This window comes from Aeromonas sp. QDB34, from assembly GCF_027705405.1.
Lineage (GTDB): Bacteria > Pseudomonadota > Gammaproteobacteria > Enterobacterales > Aeromonadaceae > Aeromonas > Aeromonas hydrophila.
Window position 1 is genome coordinate 250,619 of record NZ_JAPDBT010000001.1, and the last position, 16,453, is coordinate 267,071.

Here is a 16,453-nt window from a genome sequence, read left to right on the forward strand (position 1 = left end):
ACAAGGTTATGAGTGGCGCCAGCGCTGGGTGCGGTCCAGCAGGGCGCGGCTCAAAAAGAGCTGGAGCAGCTTGACGGTGGCGGCGGCCAGCAGGATCAGGGTAGCCATGGCGGCAGCAGCGGCGGTATCGCCGGAATCCTCCATATTGAGCACGGCGATGGAGGCGAGCACGCTGTCGCTCGAATAGAGGAAGATCACCGCCGAGGTGGTGGTCATGGCGTTGACGAACAGATAGATGAAGATCTCCAGCAGTGCGGGCAGGGAGGCGGGCAGGGTGACTCGCCAGAACGCCTTCCAGAGCGGAATGCGCAATGAAATGGCCACCAGCTCCAGCTCCTTGGGCAACTGCTTGAGGCTGGTCAGCGCTGTCATATGGCCCACCGTGTAGTAGTGGATGACGCAGGAGAGCACCATCAGCGGCAGGGTGCCGTATAGGCTGCCAAAGAGCGGATTGCCGTTGAAAAAGAAGATGTAACCCAGCCCCAGCACCATGCCGGGCACCGCCAGCGACAGCATGGCAAGCAGATGCAGCAACTGGCGAAGCCATGCGAAGTGGCGCCCCTTCTCCTGCGCCCAGGCCAGCACCATCACCAGCATGGTACCGATAAGCGCGGTATAGAGGCCCAGCTGCAAGGTGTTGGTAAAGGGCTGCCAGCCATAGACGCTGTTGCTGTCAAAGGCGTAGTGATCCAGCGTCAGAGCGAGGTTATAGGGCCAGAACTGCACCAGGGAGCCGTAAACGGCCATCCCGACCAGCGCCAGAAACAGCAGGGCCCACAGCGAACACCAGCCGAGCGCCAGCAGATCCCGCAGCCGATGGGGTTTGGGCTGATAGGGCACAGCCTTGGTGCTGCTCTGCTCCTGCATCTTGCTGCGCACCCTGTGCTCCAGGGCAAAGCTCAAGAGCGCCGGCAGCAGCAGGGTGACGCTGGCAACGGCGCCCAGCGAGAAGTTCTGCATCCCGATCACCTGCCGGTAGATGTCGGTGGCCAGCACGCTGTACTGGCCACCAATCACCTTGGCCACCCCGAAGTCGCAGATGGTGAGGGTAAAGACCGCGATGGCGGCGCTCAAAAGACCGTAGCGAGCGGTAGGCAGGGTGACGGTGACAAAGGTGCGCCAGCCGCTGCTGCCGAGCACCCGGGAGGCTTCATAGAGGCGGGCGTCGCTTTGACCCAGTGCCGTGATGAGGATCATCAGGGCGTGGGGAAAGCACCAGAAGCCCAGACCAATGACGATGCCGATGGGGCCGTAGATGCTCTCGCCGCCGAGCAGCCCCTTGGCGATCCCCTGATTGCCAAACCAATAGACCAGACTGATGGCGGGCAACAGGGAGGGCATCAACAGCGGAATAAGGCCGATGAGGCGAAACAGGCTCTTGCCCGGCATGCTGGTGCGGGTGAGGGCATAGGCGTAGCCAAAGGCGATGGTCACCACCAGCGCGGTGATCAGCACCCCGAGCCAAAGGGTATTGCCGATGGTGCGCCCCAGATGCGGGGAGTCGAAGTAGGCGCTGAAGTTGGCAAGGCCTACCCAGAGGCCGTTCTCATCCTGCAGGCTCTTCTGCAGCATGGTGAGCAGCGGCAGCAAGAGGCCCCCCACCAGCAGAGCGATGCCAAGCACCAGCAGGATCAGTTGCAGCAGCTGATCCCGGCTCCAGCCGCGACAAAGCCGCAGCCAGCGGGCGTCTTGCCGGGCGGTCGCTGGTGGCAACAGGGAGGAGGTCGCAAGAGGGGCAGTCATGGGCGCTCTCCTTCAAACAGTTGCATCGCCCCGGCGGGCCAGTGCAGCGAGCAGCGCATGCCGCTGCGCCAGCCACCCTGTTCGTGGCGGGGTAGCTCGTGGGTCGGGCGCTCCACCAGAACTTGCTGCGGGCCCAGATAGGTGTCGGCGGTGCAGATAAGGCGCTGGGCGGCGCCGAGAAACTCCACCTGATCGATCTGCGCGTCGATGCCGTGCTGGCCAAGATACGGCTCGCTCGGCGCACTCAGGGTGATTGCCTCGGGGCGGATCGCCACCTGCAATTTGCTACCGGCCGCGGCCCGGTTGGTCAGTGTCAGTGGCTGCTCGTTAAGGCGCACCTGAGTGGGGCCGAGCACCAGGGTGTCGAGGAAGTTCATGGTGCCGACAAAGCTTGCCACGAAACGGCTGGCAGGCTGGTGGTAGATCTCCTGCGGGGTACCCACCTGCACAATGCGGCCGCCCTCCATCACCACGATGCGATCGGCCATGGTCAGCGCCTCTTCCTGATCGTGGGTCACCATGATGGTGGTGATGCCAAGGCGCTGCTGCAGGGCGCGGATCTCGCTGCGAAGGTGGGTGCGCACCAGCGCATCCAGCGCGCTGAGCGGTTCGTCCAGCAGCAGCAGGCCGGGGGAGAGGGCGAGTGCCCGGGCCAGCGCCACCCGCTGCTGCTGGCCGCCGGAGATCTGGCTCGGGTATTTGTGGGACTGGGCCGTGAGATCCACCAGCCCCAGCCAGTGATCGACCCGCTCCTTGATGAGATCCCGCGCCAGCCCCTGATTCTCAAGGCCGAAGGCGATGTTCTGGGCCACCGTCAGGTTGGGGAAGAGGGCGTAGGATTGAAACACGATGCCAAAGTCGCGCTGCTGGGGCGGCAGCCGGGAGATATTGCGCCCCCCTTGCCAGATCTCGCCGCTGTCCGGCAGATCCAGCCCGGCGATGGCTCTGAGCAAGGTGGTCTTGCCGCAGCCGGAGGGGCCGAGAAAGCAGATAAACTCCCCCGGCTCAATGGTCAGAGAGATCCCCTTGAGGGCCTGAAAAGCACCGAACTGCTTGTTGAGATGTTGGATATCCAGATAGGGCTGGGTCATGGTTCGACTCGCTACTGATTTGGTATATACCAGTTTGCGGGTGAAGTGTGACGGTCAGGTGATCGGGGGATGACAGCTTGATGACAGTCAGATGACGACGGGGCGCCAGCTGGTGGCTTGGCCCCGTGTAGATGGACGGGGCTCCACCCATTGAGGACGACACACACATGGGGTTGATGCCAAAAAACGAAGGCCAACTTGAGTTGGCCTTCGGCAAGCAGTTTATTGGCTGCGGTGTGTGGCGTGAGCAAACCGCCGCCCTTCATGCTTACTGCTTGGCTTCGGTCTTGCCGTCGAAGCTGGCGCTCCACTGGGCCAGGATGGTATTGCGCTCGCGGGCAGCCCAGCCAAAGTCGTTGTCGATCATCTGGCCCTTGATGTTGGCGGGATAACCGGCTCTGGGCTTGGCCACATCCGGAATGGCGACCACTGCGAACGACTTGTTGTAGAGGGCATTGGCCTGTTCGGTGGCGGCAAAGTCGAGCAGCTGCTTGGCGGCCTCCAGCTTGGGGGTACCCTTGATGATGGCGGCGGCTTCCATGTCCCAGCCCGAGCCCTCTTTCGGGAACACCACCTCGATGGGGGCACCCTTGGCCTTGAGGCTGGTTGCCGGGAAATCGAAGGAGATACCGATCACCGTCTCGCCGCTGGCGGCCAGCTTGCAGGGGGCGGAGCCCGAGTGGGTGTAACGGTCGATGTTCTGGTGCAGGCCGTTCATGAATTGCCAGCCCTGCTGCTCGCCCATGGTCTGCAGCCAGCCAGCGACGCTCAGGTAACCGGTGCCGGAGGAGCTGGGGTTGGGCATGATCACCTTGCCCTTGTAGATGGGCTTGGTGAGGTCGGCCCAGCTGGTGGGCGCCGGGATCCCCTGTTTTTCTGCCTCTACCTTGTTGAAGCAGATGGCGCTGAAGAAGGCGTCCAGACCGATCCAGTGCGGCTCGGCCTTGCTGTCGCGAAAGCGGCTGTCGAGCTTCTCCAGCCCTTTCGGGGCATAGGCATTGAGCATCTGCTGCTGATCGAGCTGCATCAGGCTGGTGGCCGCCAGTCCCCACACCACATCCGCCTTGGGCTGCGCTTTTTCCGCCAGCAGGCGGGCGGTGACCACGCCGGTGGAGTCACGCACCCACTTGATGTTGATATCCGGATGCTGGCGCTCGAACGCGGTTTTCAGCTCGCCGAGCTGCTCCGGTTCGAAGGCGGTGTAGACGGTGAGATCGGTGGCGGCCAGTGCCGGGGCTGTCGTGGTGGCCAGCACGGCGGCGGCCAGCAGATGGGTTCCCTGTTTCATCCTCTTCTCCATATAAGTTGGCTTGGTATAAACCAGATTGGTCGAGAGAGAGGCTAGGGGATCTTTATGACGTGACCGTGACGGCTCCGTGACGTTTTGCCGTTCCTGATTTGTTCGTGACTAATCCTGGGTATCCACCTCGATCTCCAGACTGTCGTGGCGCCAGTACTCCAGATCGAAGTCGAGTACCCGGCCGTGCTGATCGAAGTTGAGTCGCTCGAGGCGCAGGGCGGGCAGACCGGCGGTGGCCCCCAGCGCCTTGGCCACCTCGTCCGGTAGGGCGGTGGGGAAGAAGCGCACCTGCATGCGGGCGTAGTGAAGATCGTAATGGGCCTGGTAGATCTCGGTCAGGCTGCCGTTGAGATCCAGCTCCAGCAGGCCGGGCACCCGCTCTGGCAGGCAGTGGTTCTCGCAGTAGCAGATGGCGCGCCCGTTGGCGTAGCGCAGCCGTTTTAGCAGAAAGAGGCTGTCAAACGGCTTGAGCTGCAGCCGTGCCATCAGCGCGGGCGGCACCGCCTGGCGGCTTTTTTCCAGCAGCTCGGTGCGCGGCTCGCCCCCTTGCTCCCGCACTATCTGGTGAAAGTTGGAGGTGCGTCTGGGGTTGAGGCTGAAACGCGGCGGGGTGACGAACCAGCCGCGGCGATCCTCCCGATAGATAAGGCCGTTCGCCTCCAGCTGCACCAGTGCCTCGCGGATGGTGACTCTTGTGGTGCCGTAGAGTTCCCCCAGCAGGCGCTCGGAGGGGAGCTTGTCGTTGGGAGCCAGACCCCCCGCCAGGATCTGGTTGGCGAGGGCATCCTTGATCTGCAGATATTGGGGTTTGCTCATGAAAATCCCTGGTTGTGCAATCGGCTGGGCGCAGGGCTGGTTATCTGCCCGGTCGTTAAACGGCGATGTCAAAACACGTTGGTAGATACCAGCGTCGGCCCTGTTGTTCAGGCCTCCTAGATTATCGCGATCCCGGCGCTGAAAATGAATTTTTTGTTGCACGTAGCGCCACCCCTTTGACCTTGGCGGGGCAGTTACCCACAATGCGTTCATTCTGGTATATACCAAAAGGAGCGAAGTCATGACCCATATTCCTGCGGCCCCTGCCGCCGTCGATTACCTGCTGCTGACCCCAGGCCCCCTCTCGACCACCGCGACGGTGCGCATCGCCATGCTGCAAGACAGCTGCACCTGGGATGCGGACTATAACCTGGGCGTGGTCGAGCCCATCCGCCGCGAGCTGGTGCGCCTCGCCGCTGGCCCGGAATATCAAAGTGACTACAGCGCCGTGCTGCTGCAGGGGAGCGGCAGCTATGTGGTGGAGAGCGTGTTGGGCTCGGCGATTGGTGTCGATGAGTGTCTGCTGATCATCAACAACGGCGCCTACGGTGCCCGCATGGGGGAGATGGCCCGCTGCCTTGGCCTGCGCCACCATGAGATCGACTGCGGCGAGACCACCCGCCCCGAACCCGCCACCATCGAGGCGATGCTGGCGCGCCACCCCGAGATCACCCATCTGGCCATGGTGCACTGCGAGACCACCACCGGCATGCTCAACCCGCTGGAGGAGGTGGCTGCGCTCTGCCAGCGCCGCGGCATTCGCCTGATCGTCGATGCCATGAGCAGCTTTGGCGGTATCCCCATCGACATGGGGCGCCTTGGCATCGAGTTTCTCATCAGCTCCGCCAACAAGTGCATTCAGGGGGTACCGGGCTTTGGCTTCGTCATCGCTCGCCGCGCCGCACTGGCGGCCTGTGCCGGTCGCGCCCGCTCGGTCTCCCTCGACCTGCATGCCCAGTGGCAGACCATGGAGCAGCAGGGGGGCAAGTGGCGCTTTACCTCGCCCACCCATACCGTGCTCGCCTTTGCCCAGGCGCTGCGCGAGCTGGACGAAGAGGGGGGCATTGCTGCCCGCTATCGGCGTTACCGCGACAATCAGCGCACGCTGGTGGATGGCATGGGCGCCCTTGGCTTTGCGCCGTTGCTGCCCGAGCAGTGGCAATCCCCCATCATTACCGCCTTCTACTCTCCGACCCATCCTGATTACCGCTTCGCCGACTTCTACCAGCGGCTCAAGGCGCAGGGCTTTGTCATCTATCCGGGCAAGGTCTCGCAGGCCGACTGCTTCCGCATTGGCAATATCGGTGACGTGACCCCTGAGCGGGTGCGCTGCTTGCTCGCCGCCATGGCCAGCGCCTGCTACTGGGAAGGGGATGCGCGATGACGAGCCAAGCGCCTCACGGTTGCGATCAGCACGACCATAAGCTGCACGGCAGCGGCCGCGCCGACAGCGAAGGGGATATCAACCTCGGCGAGGGTCGGGCGCGCTGGTGGGCGGGCCAGAGCGAGGCGGTGCAGGCGGGATTGGCGGAGGATAGCCGCTACTTTCTCCATCAGGCGCTCTCCACCCCCTGTCTCGATCTGCTTGCGCGCGCGCAGGGGTGCTGGCTGACCAGCGTATCGGGCAAACGGTATCTCGATTTTCACGGCAACAGCGTTCATCAGCTGGGCCACGGTCATCCCAGGGTGGTGGCCGCGGTGCAGCAGCAACTCGCCGATCTGCCGTTTGCGCCCCGCCGCTACACCCATCAGGTTGCCATCGACTGCGCCCGCACCCTGGCCGAGCTGGCCCCCGGCGATCTCAACCGGGTGCTGTTTGCCCCCGGCGGCAGCGAGGTGGTGGGGATTGCCCTGAAGCTTGCCCGTTTCATCACCGGCAACAGCAAGGTGGTATCCCTGTGGGATGCGTTTCACGGCGCCTCCCTCGATGCCATCTCGGTCGGCGGCGAAACCTGTTTTCGCGCCGGCATGGGCCCGCTGATGGCCGGAGTGGAACGCATTCCTCCCCCCACCCGTTATCGCGGCGTCTGGTATCGCGGGGAGGGGGATGACCTGCACTATGCCGATTATCTGGAGTACGTCATCGAGAAGGAGGGTGGAATAGGCGCCTTTATCGCCGAGCCCATCCGCAACACCGATGTGCAGGTGCCCTCGAAGGCTTACTGGCAGCGGGTACGGGAGATCTGCGATCGCCACAAGGTGCTGTTGATCGTCGACGAGATCCCCAATGCCCTGGGCCGCACCGGCCACTGGTTCAGCTTCGAGGAGTTCGGCATCGAGCCCGATATCATCTGTCTGGGCAAGGGGTTGGGGGGCGGGGTGGTGCCGTTTGCCGCGCTCATCACCCGCGACCGTTTCAATCAGGCCGCAGCTATTTCGCTCGGTCACTACACCCACGAGAAGAGCCCCATCGGCTGCGCGGCGGCTCTCGCCACTATAGAGACAATCCGCGAAGCTGGATTGTTGGCAAAAGCGCAGGAGGATGGCCGCTTTATGGCGCGCGAGCTCGCGGCGCTTGCCGAGCGTCACCCGCTGATCGGGCAGGTGCGCGGCATCGGTTTGCTCTGGGCGCTCGATCTGGTGGTCGATCACCAGAGTCGCACCCGCAATAGCCAGGCTGCCGAGCGCCTGCTCTACCGCTGTCTGGAACTGGGGCTCAGCTTCAAGGTCTCCCAGGGCAATGTCATCCAGCTCTCGCCACCGCTCAATATCGCCCGTGCCGATCTGGTGCGTGCCATCACCATTCTCGATCGCGCCCTTGGCGAGATCGCGCTTTCACCGATACAGGAACACCACCATGACTGACTTGCAAATTGCCATCGAACCGGCCACCGACGTAGAGGCGCTGATCCTCGACTGGGCCGGTACCGTCGTCGATTTCGGCTCCTTCGCCCCCACTTCCATCTTCGTCGAGGCCTTCGCCCGCGCCTATGACTTTGCTGTGACCCTGGATGAAGCGCGCCAGCCCATGGGGCTGGGCAAGTGGGATCATATCGCCGCGCTGGGCCGTCTGCCCTCGGTGGATGCGCGCTGGCAGGCCCGCTTTGGCCACTCAATGAGCCACGCCGAGGTGGACCACCTCTATCACACCTTCATGCCGCTGCAGATTGCTGCCGTGACCCGCTTCGCCACACCCATCCCCGGGGTGCTGCCGGTGCTGGATGCTCTGCGCGCACAAGGGCTGCGTATCGGCTCCTGCTCCGGTTACCCCCGTCCGGTGATGGAGGCGCTGGTACCTGCGGCGGTCGATCACGGCTATCGGCCGGATCACTGGGTCGCCACCGACGACCTCAACGCCGGTGGTCGCCCTGGCCCCTGGATGGCGCTGGCCAACGTGATTGAGCTGGGAGTGAGCGCCGTGCATCGCTGCATCAAGGTGGATGACGCCGTGCCGGGTATCAGCGAAGGGTTGAACGCCGGTATGTGGACGGTGGGGCTGTCAGTTTCCGGCAACGAGTTCGGTGCCACCTGGGAAGCGTTTGCCGCCATGAGCGAGGCGGAGATCGCCGCCCGGCGCGCACCGGCCGAGGCCAAACTGCGGGCTGCGGGGGCGCACTATGTGATCGACACTCTGGCCGACATCGCCCCGGTTATCGCCGACATCAACCGCCGTCTGGCGGCAGGAGAGCGGCCCTGAACAAGGCGGGTGAGAGGAGGGGAGGGCCGGCCTTGCCGGCAGGTTTTCAGGCCGATGCTCCCTGACTATCAGGCATAAAAAAACCGGCGCCTTGGCGCCGGTTTTTGTTCACCGAGACTCTATTACAGAGAAGCGGTGAAGGTACGGGTGATGACGTCTTGCTGTTGCTCTTTGGTCAAAGAGTTGAAGCGAACGGCATAACCGGATACACGGATGGTCAACTGCGGATATTTTTCCGGGTTTTCCATGGCGTCCAGCAGCATTTCACGGTTCATCACGTTGACGTTCAGGTGCTGACCGCCTTCCAGGTTGGACTCATGGTGGAAGTAACCATCCATCAGACCGGCCAGGTTGGCTTTCTGGGCTTCCATGTCTTTACCCAGCGCGTTCGGCACGATGGAGAAGGTATAGGAGATACCATCTTTGGCGTAAGCGAACGGCAGCTTGGCAACGGAAGTCAGGGAAGCAACGGCACCCTTCTGGTCACGACCGTGCATCGGGTTGGCACCCGGGCCGAACGGCGCACCAGCGCGACGACCATCCGGGGTGTTACCGGTCTTCTTGCCGTACACCACGTTGGAGGTGATGGTCAGCACGGACTGGGTAGCAACAGCACCACGGTATGTGTTCAGCTTCTGAATTTTCTTCATGAAGCGCTCAACCAGGTCGCAGGCGATGTCATCGACGCGAGCGTCGTTGTTACCGAACTGCGGGTACTCGCCTTCGATTTCGAAGTCGATGGCAACGCCATCTTCGTCACGAACCGGCTTGACCTTGGCAAACTTGATGGCAGACAGGGAGTCAGCGGCTACGGACAGACCTGCGATACCACACGCCATGGTGCGATATACGTCACGGTCGTGCAGCGCCATCAGAGAGGCTTCGTAGCTGTACTTGTCGTGCATGTAGTGGATGATGTTCAGCGCGGCAACGTATTGCTTGGCCAGCCAGTCCATGAAGTGATCCAGACGATCCATCACGTCGTTGTAGTCGAGGTACTCGGACTTGACCATTTCGGTCTTCGGACCGACCTGGATCTTGAGCTTCTCGTCCATACCGCCGTTGATTGCATACAGCATGGTCTTGGCCAGGTTGGCACGGGCACCGAAGAACTGCATCTGTTTGCCGACGATCATTGGGGACACACAGCAAGCGATGGCGTAGTCATCGTTGTTGAAGTCCGGACGCATCAGGTCGTCGTTCTCGTACTGAACAGAAGAGGTCTCGATGGATACCTTGGCGCAGTACTTCTTGAAACCGACCGGCAGCTTCTCGGACCACAGGATGGTCAGGTTCGGCTCAGGGGACGGGCCCATGGTGTACAGGGTGTTCAGCATACGGAAGCTGTTCTTGGTGACCAGGGTACGGCCATCAACGCCCATACCAGCCAGGGTCTCGGTAGCCCACATCGGGTCGCCGGAGAACAGTGAATCGTATTCAGGGGTACGCAGGAAGCGAACCATACGCAGCTTCATGACCATGTGGTCCATCAGCTCCTGGGCTTCTTGCTCGGTGATCAGGCCTTTCTTCAGGTCACGCTCGATGTACACGTCCAGGAAGCTGGAAGTACGACCGAAGGACATGGCGGCACCGTTCTGGGACTTGACAGCCGCCAGGTAGGCGAAGTAGGTCCACTGGACGGCTTCTTTGGCGTTCTTGGCCGGTACGGAGATATCGCAACCGTACTTGGCAGCCATCACCTTCATCTGTGCCAGGGCACGATGCTGCTCGGAGATCTCTTCGCGCAGACGGATGGTGGCTTCCAGGTTGACACCGTTTTCCAGGTCAGCCTGCAGGGACTTGAACTGGGCCAGTTTGTCGGCCATCAGGAAGTCGATACCGTACAGGGCAACACGACGGTAGTCACCGATGATACGGCCACGGCCGTAGGCATCCGGCAGACCGGTGATGACGCCGGACTTGCGGCAGTTCAGGATGTCTTTGGTGTAAACGTCAAACACGCCCTGGTTGTGAGTCTTGCGGTACTCGGTGAAGATCTTCTCGACCATCGGGTCCAGCTGACGACCGTACACTTCGCAAGAGGTCTTGACCATCTTGATACCGCCGTTGGCGATGATGGCGCGCTTGAGCGGCTTGTCGGTCTGCAGACCAACGATTTGCTCCAGGCTCTGATCGATATAGCCGGCATCGTGAGCGGTAATGGTGGAGGGCAGGTCGGTATCAAAATCGACCGGCGCGTGGGTGCGGTTCTCGATCTTGATGCCTTCCATGACCTTGTCCCACAGCTTGGTGGTAGCTTCGGTCGCGCCAGCCAGGAAGGACTCGTCACCTTCATACGGGGTGTAGTTCTTCTGGATGAAGTCACGGGTGTTGACAGAGGTCTGCCATTCACCGGCCGCGAAGCCTTCCCATGCTTTTTGGAACTGTTCGTTAAGTTCTGCCATTTTCATTACCTCACACGGTATTGATGTAGTATCCCGCAATCATCCTTAATGATGACGACGGAAGATAAACCAGTAAGTCAGACCAACCATGACGCCACCACCAATGATATTACCTATGGTGACGGGAATGAGGTTGTGTAGGACGAAGTTGGATACGGTCAGGTCGGCAAAGGTCGCCGGGTCCTGGCCGATGGCCTGCCAAAATTCCGGGCCTGCTACCGCATGGATAGCGATACCGACCGGGATCATAAACATGTTTGCGATGCTGTGCTCAAAACCGGAGGCCACGAACATGGCGACGGGGAGCAGCATGACCATCACCTTGTCGGTTGCACTGCGGGCGCCGAACGCCATCCACACGGCGAGACACACCATGAGGTTGCAGAGGATACCGAGGGCAAGGGCCTCGAAGAAGGTATGGTGGATCTTGTGCTGGGCCACCTTGAGGGCGTTCAGACCCCACTGACCATCTGCCGCCATGTATTCGGCTGACATGATGATGAGGCCGACGATGATGAGACCGCCGATGAGGTTGCCGAAGTAGACCAGTCCCCAGTTCTTGAACAGCTGGGCCCAGGTGATGCGGTTGGCCGCCTTGGCCACCAGGGTCAGAGTGGTGGAGGTGAACAGCTCGGCACCGAGCAGTACGCAGAGGATCAGACCCAGTGCGAAACAGAGACCGCCGACCAGCTTGCTAAGGCCCCAGGCCACATTGCCGGCACCGGTAGTCACCGTGATGAAGAAGACGAAAGCAATGGCGATGAAAGCGCCTGCGGTGATGGCCAGGGGGATGACCTTGTATGCAGGCTTGGTGGCCTTGGCATAGGTGATATCTTCTGCCAGTGCAGCGATGGCTTCTGGCTTGAGACAATCAAAGGGAGATTCTGCTTTCAATTCTCATGTACCTGATGTTTTGCCTGTGGAAATCATAACAAAGGGCCAGATCGTCAAAATTGACTCCGATCAAGAATTGCAGATTGTGAATGTAATTTTACTACAAAAATTTGAGTCCTCCGGCAGCGTTGCTTTACACCAGGTTTCAGCTGAAACATAAATGCTGATTTTTTAATGCAATGATTTTAAACAATTTATTTTTCATTGCCTAAAAATGGTACTGGCAAGGCATCTTTGCATCTCCCCAGCATTCTCTGCCCCGGCTTGGCAACCCCCTAAGAGGTATTTTTTGTTTTTTATTTCATCTTTGAATAACAAACCGCCTCTCTGGCGACCATAAAGCAAAAGGGGCCATCAAGGCCCCTTCACATACTACCACATCAGCCCCATGAGTGGGCTCGTTTGGCCTTCTGCAGCTTCTCATAGGCTGCCAGCAGCTTCTGATGCAGCGGGAACTGGCTGAGGGACAGGTCGGCAGCTGCCAACCCGTGGAAGCGCGCTTCGCCACTGGCGTGGGCCCAGGCCTGTGCCAGCGTCTGCTCGCCATACATGCGGGTGAATACGGCGCGGTACTGCTCGGGGTCGCGATCCTCATCCAGAAACAGCTCGACGCAGGCGCGCAGGGCGCGGTAGTAGTTGGCGCGATCGGCCGGGAACACCGACTGGTTGAACTCCATGGTCCAGTCGATGAGATCGAGCGCCGTGTCGAGCTCGCCGGCGGCCAGTGCCAGCATGGCCTTGAGCTCGCCCACCCGCAGGGTGTGCAGGGCGGTGCCCTTGGCGGCGGCGATGCCGAGCAGCTCGCGCACCCGGGTGCGCTCGTCGTGACCCTCTTCATCCAGCTGGTCGAACAGTGCCATGTACTGCTCCGCGTCCCACTCCAGCGCCGGCAGCGCCAGGATGGTTTCTCGCAGGTGGGCACCCATGGTGTTGTTGGCCAGCAGCAGGTCTTCGGCCGGATAGATGTCGGACATGCCGGGCACCAGGATGCGGCAGGCGTAGACACCCAGGTGCTCGTAGTCGGCGATGTAGACCGGCTGCTCCAGCTCGTGGAAGATGCCGATCAGGTGGTCGAACTCCTCTTGCGAGGTGCCGCGGAAGTCCCAGTCGGCAAACTCGAAGTCCGCATCCTGCTTGAACAGATCCCAGCTGATGAGGCCGGAAGAGTCGATGAAGTGAGTCTCCAGGTTGTGGTGATCCGCCACCTGCTCGTTGTCGAACGAGGGCGGCACGAACACGTCCAGATCCTTGAGGCTGCGGCCCTGCAGCAGCTCGGTGACGGTGCGCTCGAACGCCACTTCGAAGCGCGGGTGGGCGCCGAAGGAGGCAAAGCAGGTGCCGTTGCTCGGGTTGAGCAGCACCACGCAGATGACCGGGTAGCGACCGCCGAGCGACGCGTCGAAGCTGTAAATGGGGAAGCCTTCGGCTTCCAGCGCATCGATGGAGGCCTTGATGCCGGGGTAACGGGCGATCACCTCATTCGGGATCAGCGGCAGGCTGAGGGCCTCGGCGATGATCTTGTTCTTCACGTGGCGCTCGAACACCTCCGACAGCCCCTGGGTGCGGGCTTCGGTGCGGGTGTTGCCGGCGCTCATGCCGTTGGAGACATACAGGTTGCCGATGATGTTCATCGGGATGTAGACGGTCTGGTGATCAGACTGGCGCTCGAAGGGCAGGGCGACGATGCCGCGCTCTTCGTTGCCGGATTGCAGATCCACCAACATGTCGGCGGTCACTTCCCCGTCCGGGTTGTAGAACTTGCGGGTGAAGCTGTCGAGCAGACCGGCGGGCAGCTGATCTCCCTCGATGGGGAACCACTTTTCGTTCGGGTAGTGCACGAAGTCGCCGTTCGCTACCTGCTCGCCCAGATAGAAGTCGGCGAAGAAGTAGTTGGTGGAGAGGCGCTCGAAATATTCACCCAGAGCGGAGGCGAGCGCCGCCTTCTTGCTGGCACCCTTGCCGTTGGTGAAACAGAGGGAGCACTCCTTGTCCCGGATGTGCACGGACCAGACGTTGGGCACGGGGTTGAGCCAGGAGGCCTCTTCGATATCAAACCCCAGGGCTTGCAGCTTGGTCTGGAAGCGTTCGATGGAGTCTTCCAGCGCCGCGTCCTTGCCGGGAATAAAAGTGTGGTCGGTCATCACGATATCCTGATTTTTATTGGCTCATGTTTGGCCGCAGATAATAGCAGGGGTCGGCGCGTTTGGCAGGCAAAAAACGGGACCCATGCCCCGTTTTGCTCTCCATTCAGCCGAGGTCGGTCACGGCTCAGCCGATGAATTTCAGACCCAGGATCCCGCCGATGATCAGCAGCAGGCAGAGCACCCGGGCGAGGGTGGCCGGTTCGTTGAACAGCCAGATCCCCATCAGCACGGTGCCGACCGCGCCGATGCCGGTCCAGACCGCGTAGGCGGTGCCAAGGGGCAACTGTTTGACCGCCATGGCGAGCAGCAGCACGCTCACCCCCATGGCGATCAGGGTCAGCAGGGTGGGCAGGGGACGGCTGAAACCGTCGGTGTATTTGAGGCCGATGGCCCAGGCGACCTCGAACAGGCCGGCCAACAGCAGGAGCAACCAGGACATAAGGCAGATTCCGCAGGAAGCAGGGTCGTCCCTGCGTATCAGGAGGCCTCGAGGTCGTCCCCGAGGGGCAGCGGGGCTGCCGGTCGGTCTCAATGATGCCCCAAGTTGTAGCGGGATGCCAACCGGCTGGCCGCAGGTCGGCCAAGCTGACGGATATTGCAGCGAACGGCACAGAATATTGCGCAATTCGACTTGCGCCCGCCGTCACAATCCGTAATGTGGACAGACGCATTTTTCGCAACCCATATTTTGTGAACCGCTTGTAAACGGCCCGCGCCGGACAAGGGATCACGGGTATCACACTCGGTTTCTATAAGCAGCTATCCAGGGTAGGACATTATGAAAAAAGTAGGTTTGGTCGGTTGGCGTGGCATGGTGGGTTCGGTGTTGATGAGCCGGATGCAGGAAGAGAAGGATTTTTCCCGCATTCAGCCCACCTTCTTCACCACCTCCCAGGCCGGTGAGGCCGCCCCCAATTTCGGCGTCGATGCCGGCACCCTGCAGGATGCCTTCGACATCGAGGTGCTGGCCGCACAGGACGTCATCATCACCGCCCAGGGCGGCGACTACACCAAGGATGTCTATCCGCGTCTGAAAGCCGCCGGCTGGCAGGGCTACTGGATTGATGCCGCCTCCTCCCTGCGCATGGAGAAGGACGCGGTCATCATCCTGGATCCGGTCAACGGCGATGTCATCGAACATGCCCTGAACAATGGCATCAAGACCTTCGTCGGCGGCAACTGCACCGTCAGTCTGATGCTGCTGGCCCTGGGTGGCCTGTTCAAGGCCGATCTGGTGGAGTGGGTGAGCGTGGCCACCTATCAGGCCGCCTCCGGTGGCGGTGCGCGCCACATGCGTGAGCTGGTCACCCAGATGGGCATGCTGCGCGATGAAGTGGCGGTGGAGCTGGCCGATCCTGCCTCCGCCATCCTCGACATCGAGCGCAAGATCACCGAGAAGACCCGCTCCGGCACCCTGCCGGTGGACAATTTCGGCGTGCCGCTGGCCGGTGGCCTCATTCCCTGGATCGACACCAAGCTCGACAATGGCCAGAGCCGCGAAGAGTGGAAGGGCCAGGCCGAGACCAACAAGATCCTGGGTATCGAACACGCCGCCATTCCGGTGGATGGTCTGTGCGTGCGCATCGGCGCCCTGCGCTGCCACAGCCAGGCCTTCACCATCAAGCTGAAAAAAGACGTGCCGCTGGCCGAAATCGAAGCCCTGCTGGCTGCCCACAACGACTGGGTCAAGGTGATCCCCAACGATCGCGACATCACCGCCCGCGAGCTGACCCCGGCTGCCGTCACCGGCACCCTCAGCATCCCGGTCGGTCGTCTGCGCAAGCTCAACATGGGGCCGGAGTACCTGGCCGCCTTCACCGTGGGTGACCAGCTGCTGTGGGGCGCCGCCGAGCCGCTGCGCCGCATGCTCAACATCCTGCTGGATCGCGGTTGATCCGGTTGCACCCAGCATGAACAGGGGGCCGCGGCCCCCTGTTTTTTTTGCGCCTTTGCCACCTTGGCCGGCCGGCAGAGAGTGCCAAAAGGGTGGGCTGGCGAGTGGCGCCGGCAAGGCGCCTGCCATCAGCTTGTTATTAATGGAATCAATATTGACTAACCGCCGGGCTTATTTTTGCGTGACTCAATAACGGCAGACTTATTTCCCATCAGTGGGCGCAACGCCATGCCGACGATATTTTCCGGCACTGTTAACCGGCACGGTTAACACGGTTAAGTTAACACGGTTAAATAGTGCCGTTCAGGCTATTCAAGGGCGCTGACGGATGGACCAGATATATACCTTGTTACAAAAGCACGTCTGTTGCTGATATCCCTGCGGGGCTTGATTGATTACACTGACGACCACGGCCGGGGTGCAGGCTGCCAGCCTTTGGCAGCTGCATTGACTGGCTCGGGGCAGACTTTGCTGCCGGCAAAAATATTATTCATGTCATCAATAATGCGAGGCGCCTGCAGAGTGCTGT

Annotated in this window: 12 protein-coding genes; 4 read left to right on the plus strand and 8 right to left on the minus strand. The window is 61.3% G+C overall.

Going from position 1 to position 16,453, the window contains the following annotated elements; all coding sequences use genetic code 11:
- Positions 1-6 precede the first annotated feature (6 nt).
- The 4 genes from OKC29_RS01215 to phnR all read right to left on the minus strand — a co-directional run bounded on the left by OKC29_RS01215 (position 7) and on the right by phnR (position 4,950).
- Positions 7-1,743, minus strand: a complete 1,737-nt coding sequence (locus tag OKC29_RS01215) for a putative 2-aminoethylphosphonate ABC transporter permease subunit (protein ID WP_073350011.1) — start codon at positions 1,741-1,743, stop codon at positions 7-9.
- The gene (locus OKC29_RS01220) at positions 1,740-2,834 is read right to left on the minus strand and encodes a putative 2-aminoethylphosphonate ABC transporter ATP-binding protein (protein WP_073350013.1); all 1,095 of its coding nucleotides are present in this window, start codon (positions 2,832-2,834) and stop codon (positions 1,740-1,742) included. Before OKC29_RS01220 ends, OKC29_RS01215 begins: the two co-directional genes overlap by 4 nt.
- 268 nt (positions 2,835-3,102) lie before the next feature.
- Positions 3,103-4,122, minus strand: coding sequence for a putative 2-aminoethylphosphonate ABC transporter substrate-binding protein (locus OKC29_RS01225; protein ID WP_073350015.1), 1,020 nt, complete (start codon positions 4,120-4,122; stop codon positions 3,103-3,105).
- A 120-nt stretch (positions 4,123-4,242) separates the two neighbouring features.
- On the minus strand, positions 4,243-4,950 hold the full coding sequence (gene phnR / locus OKC29_RS01230) for a phosphonate utilization transcriptional regulator PhnR (RefSeq protein WP_026141379.1): 708 nt from the start codon (positions 4,948-4,950) through the stop codon (positions 4,243-4,245).
- Between the two features lie 241 nt (positions 4,951-5,191).
- Between phnR and phnW the strand changes: the two genes are divergently transcribed.
- From phnW to phnX, 3 genes are read left to right on the plus strand one after another with little or no spacing between them, the layout of a single operon-like run.
- Positions 5,192-6,334 (plus strand): 2-aminoethylphosphonate--pyruvate transaminase, encoded by a 1,143-nt coding sequence (gene phnW / locus OKC29_RS01235; RefSeq protein ID WP_073350019.1) that lies wholly within the window; start codon positions 5,192-5,194, stop codon positions 6,332-6,334.
- Positions 6,331-7,755: an aspartate aminotransferase family protein gene (locus OKC29_RS01240; protein ID WP_073350021.1), complete on the plus strand. Its 1,425-nt coding sequence runs from the start codon at positions 6,331-6,333 to the stop codon at positions 7,753-7,755. The genes phnW and OKC29_RS01240 overlap by 4 nt, the downstream gene beginning before the upstream one ends.
- On the plus strand, positions 7,748-8,587 hold the full coding sequence (phnX, locus tag OKC29_RS01245; protein WP_073350023.1) for a phosphonoacetaldehyde hydrolase: 840 nt from the start codon (positions 7,748-7,750) through the stop codon (positions 8,585-8,587). Before OKC29_RS01240 ends, phnX begins: the two co-directional genes overlap by 8 nt.
- A 122-nt stretch (positions 8,588-8,709) precedes the next feature.
- Here phnX and pflB read toward each other — a convergent pair whose 3' ends face one another.
- The 4 genes from pflB to sugE all read right to left on the minus strand — a co-directional run bounded on the left by pflB (position 8,710) and on the right by sugE (position 14,469).
- Complete coding sequence (pflB, locus tag OKC29_RS01250) at positions 8,710-10,992, minus strand: formate C-acetyltransferase (RefSeq protein ID WP_016350517.1); 2,283 nt, start codon at positions 10,990-10,992, stop codon at positions 8,710-8,712.
- Between the two features lie 45 nt (positions 10,993-11,037).
- Positions 11,038-11,886 (minus strand): formate transporter FocA, encoded by an 849-nt coding sequence (focA, locus tag OKC29_RS01255; protein WP_011705812.1) that lies wholly within the window; start codon positions 11,884-11,886, stop codon positions 11,038-11,040.
- Between the two features lie 380 nt (positions 11,887-12,266).
- Positions 12,267-14,027 (minus strand): 30S ribosomal protein S12 methylthiotransferase accessory factor YcaO, encoded by a 1,761-nt coding sequence (ycaO, locus tag OKC29_RS01260; RefSeq protein WP_073350026.1) that lies wholly within the window; start codon positions 14,025-14,027, stop codon positions 12,267-12,269.
- 127 nt (positions 14,028-14,154) lie between these two features.
- Positions 14,155-14,469, minus strand: coding sequence for a quaternary ammonium compound efflux SMR transporter SugE (gene sugE, locus OKC29_RS01265; protein WP_011705814.1), 315 nt, complete (start codon positions 14,467-14,469; stop codon positions 14,155-14,157).
- 339 nt (positions 14,470-14,808) lie between these two features.
- Here sugE and asd point away from each other — a divergent pair, with 339 nt between their 5' ends.
- The gene (gene asd / locus OKC29_RS01270; RefSeq protein WP_073350028.1) at positions 14,809-15,924 is read left to right on the plus strand and encodes an aspartate-semialdehyde dehydrogenase; all 1,116 of its coding nucleotides are present in this window, start codon (positions 14,809-14,811) and stop codon (positions 15,922-15,924) included.
- Positions 15,925-16,453 lie beyond the last annotated feature (529 nt).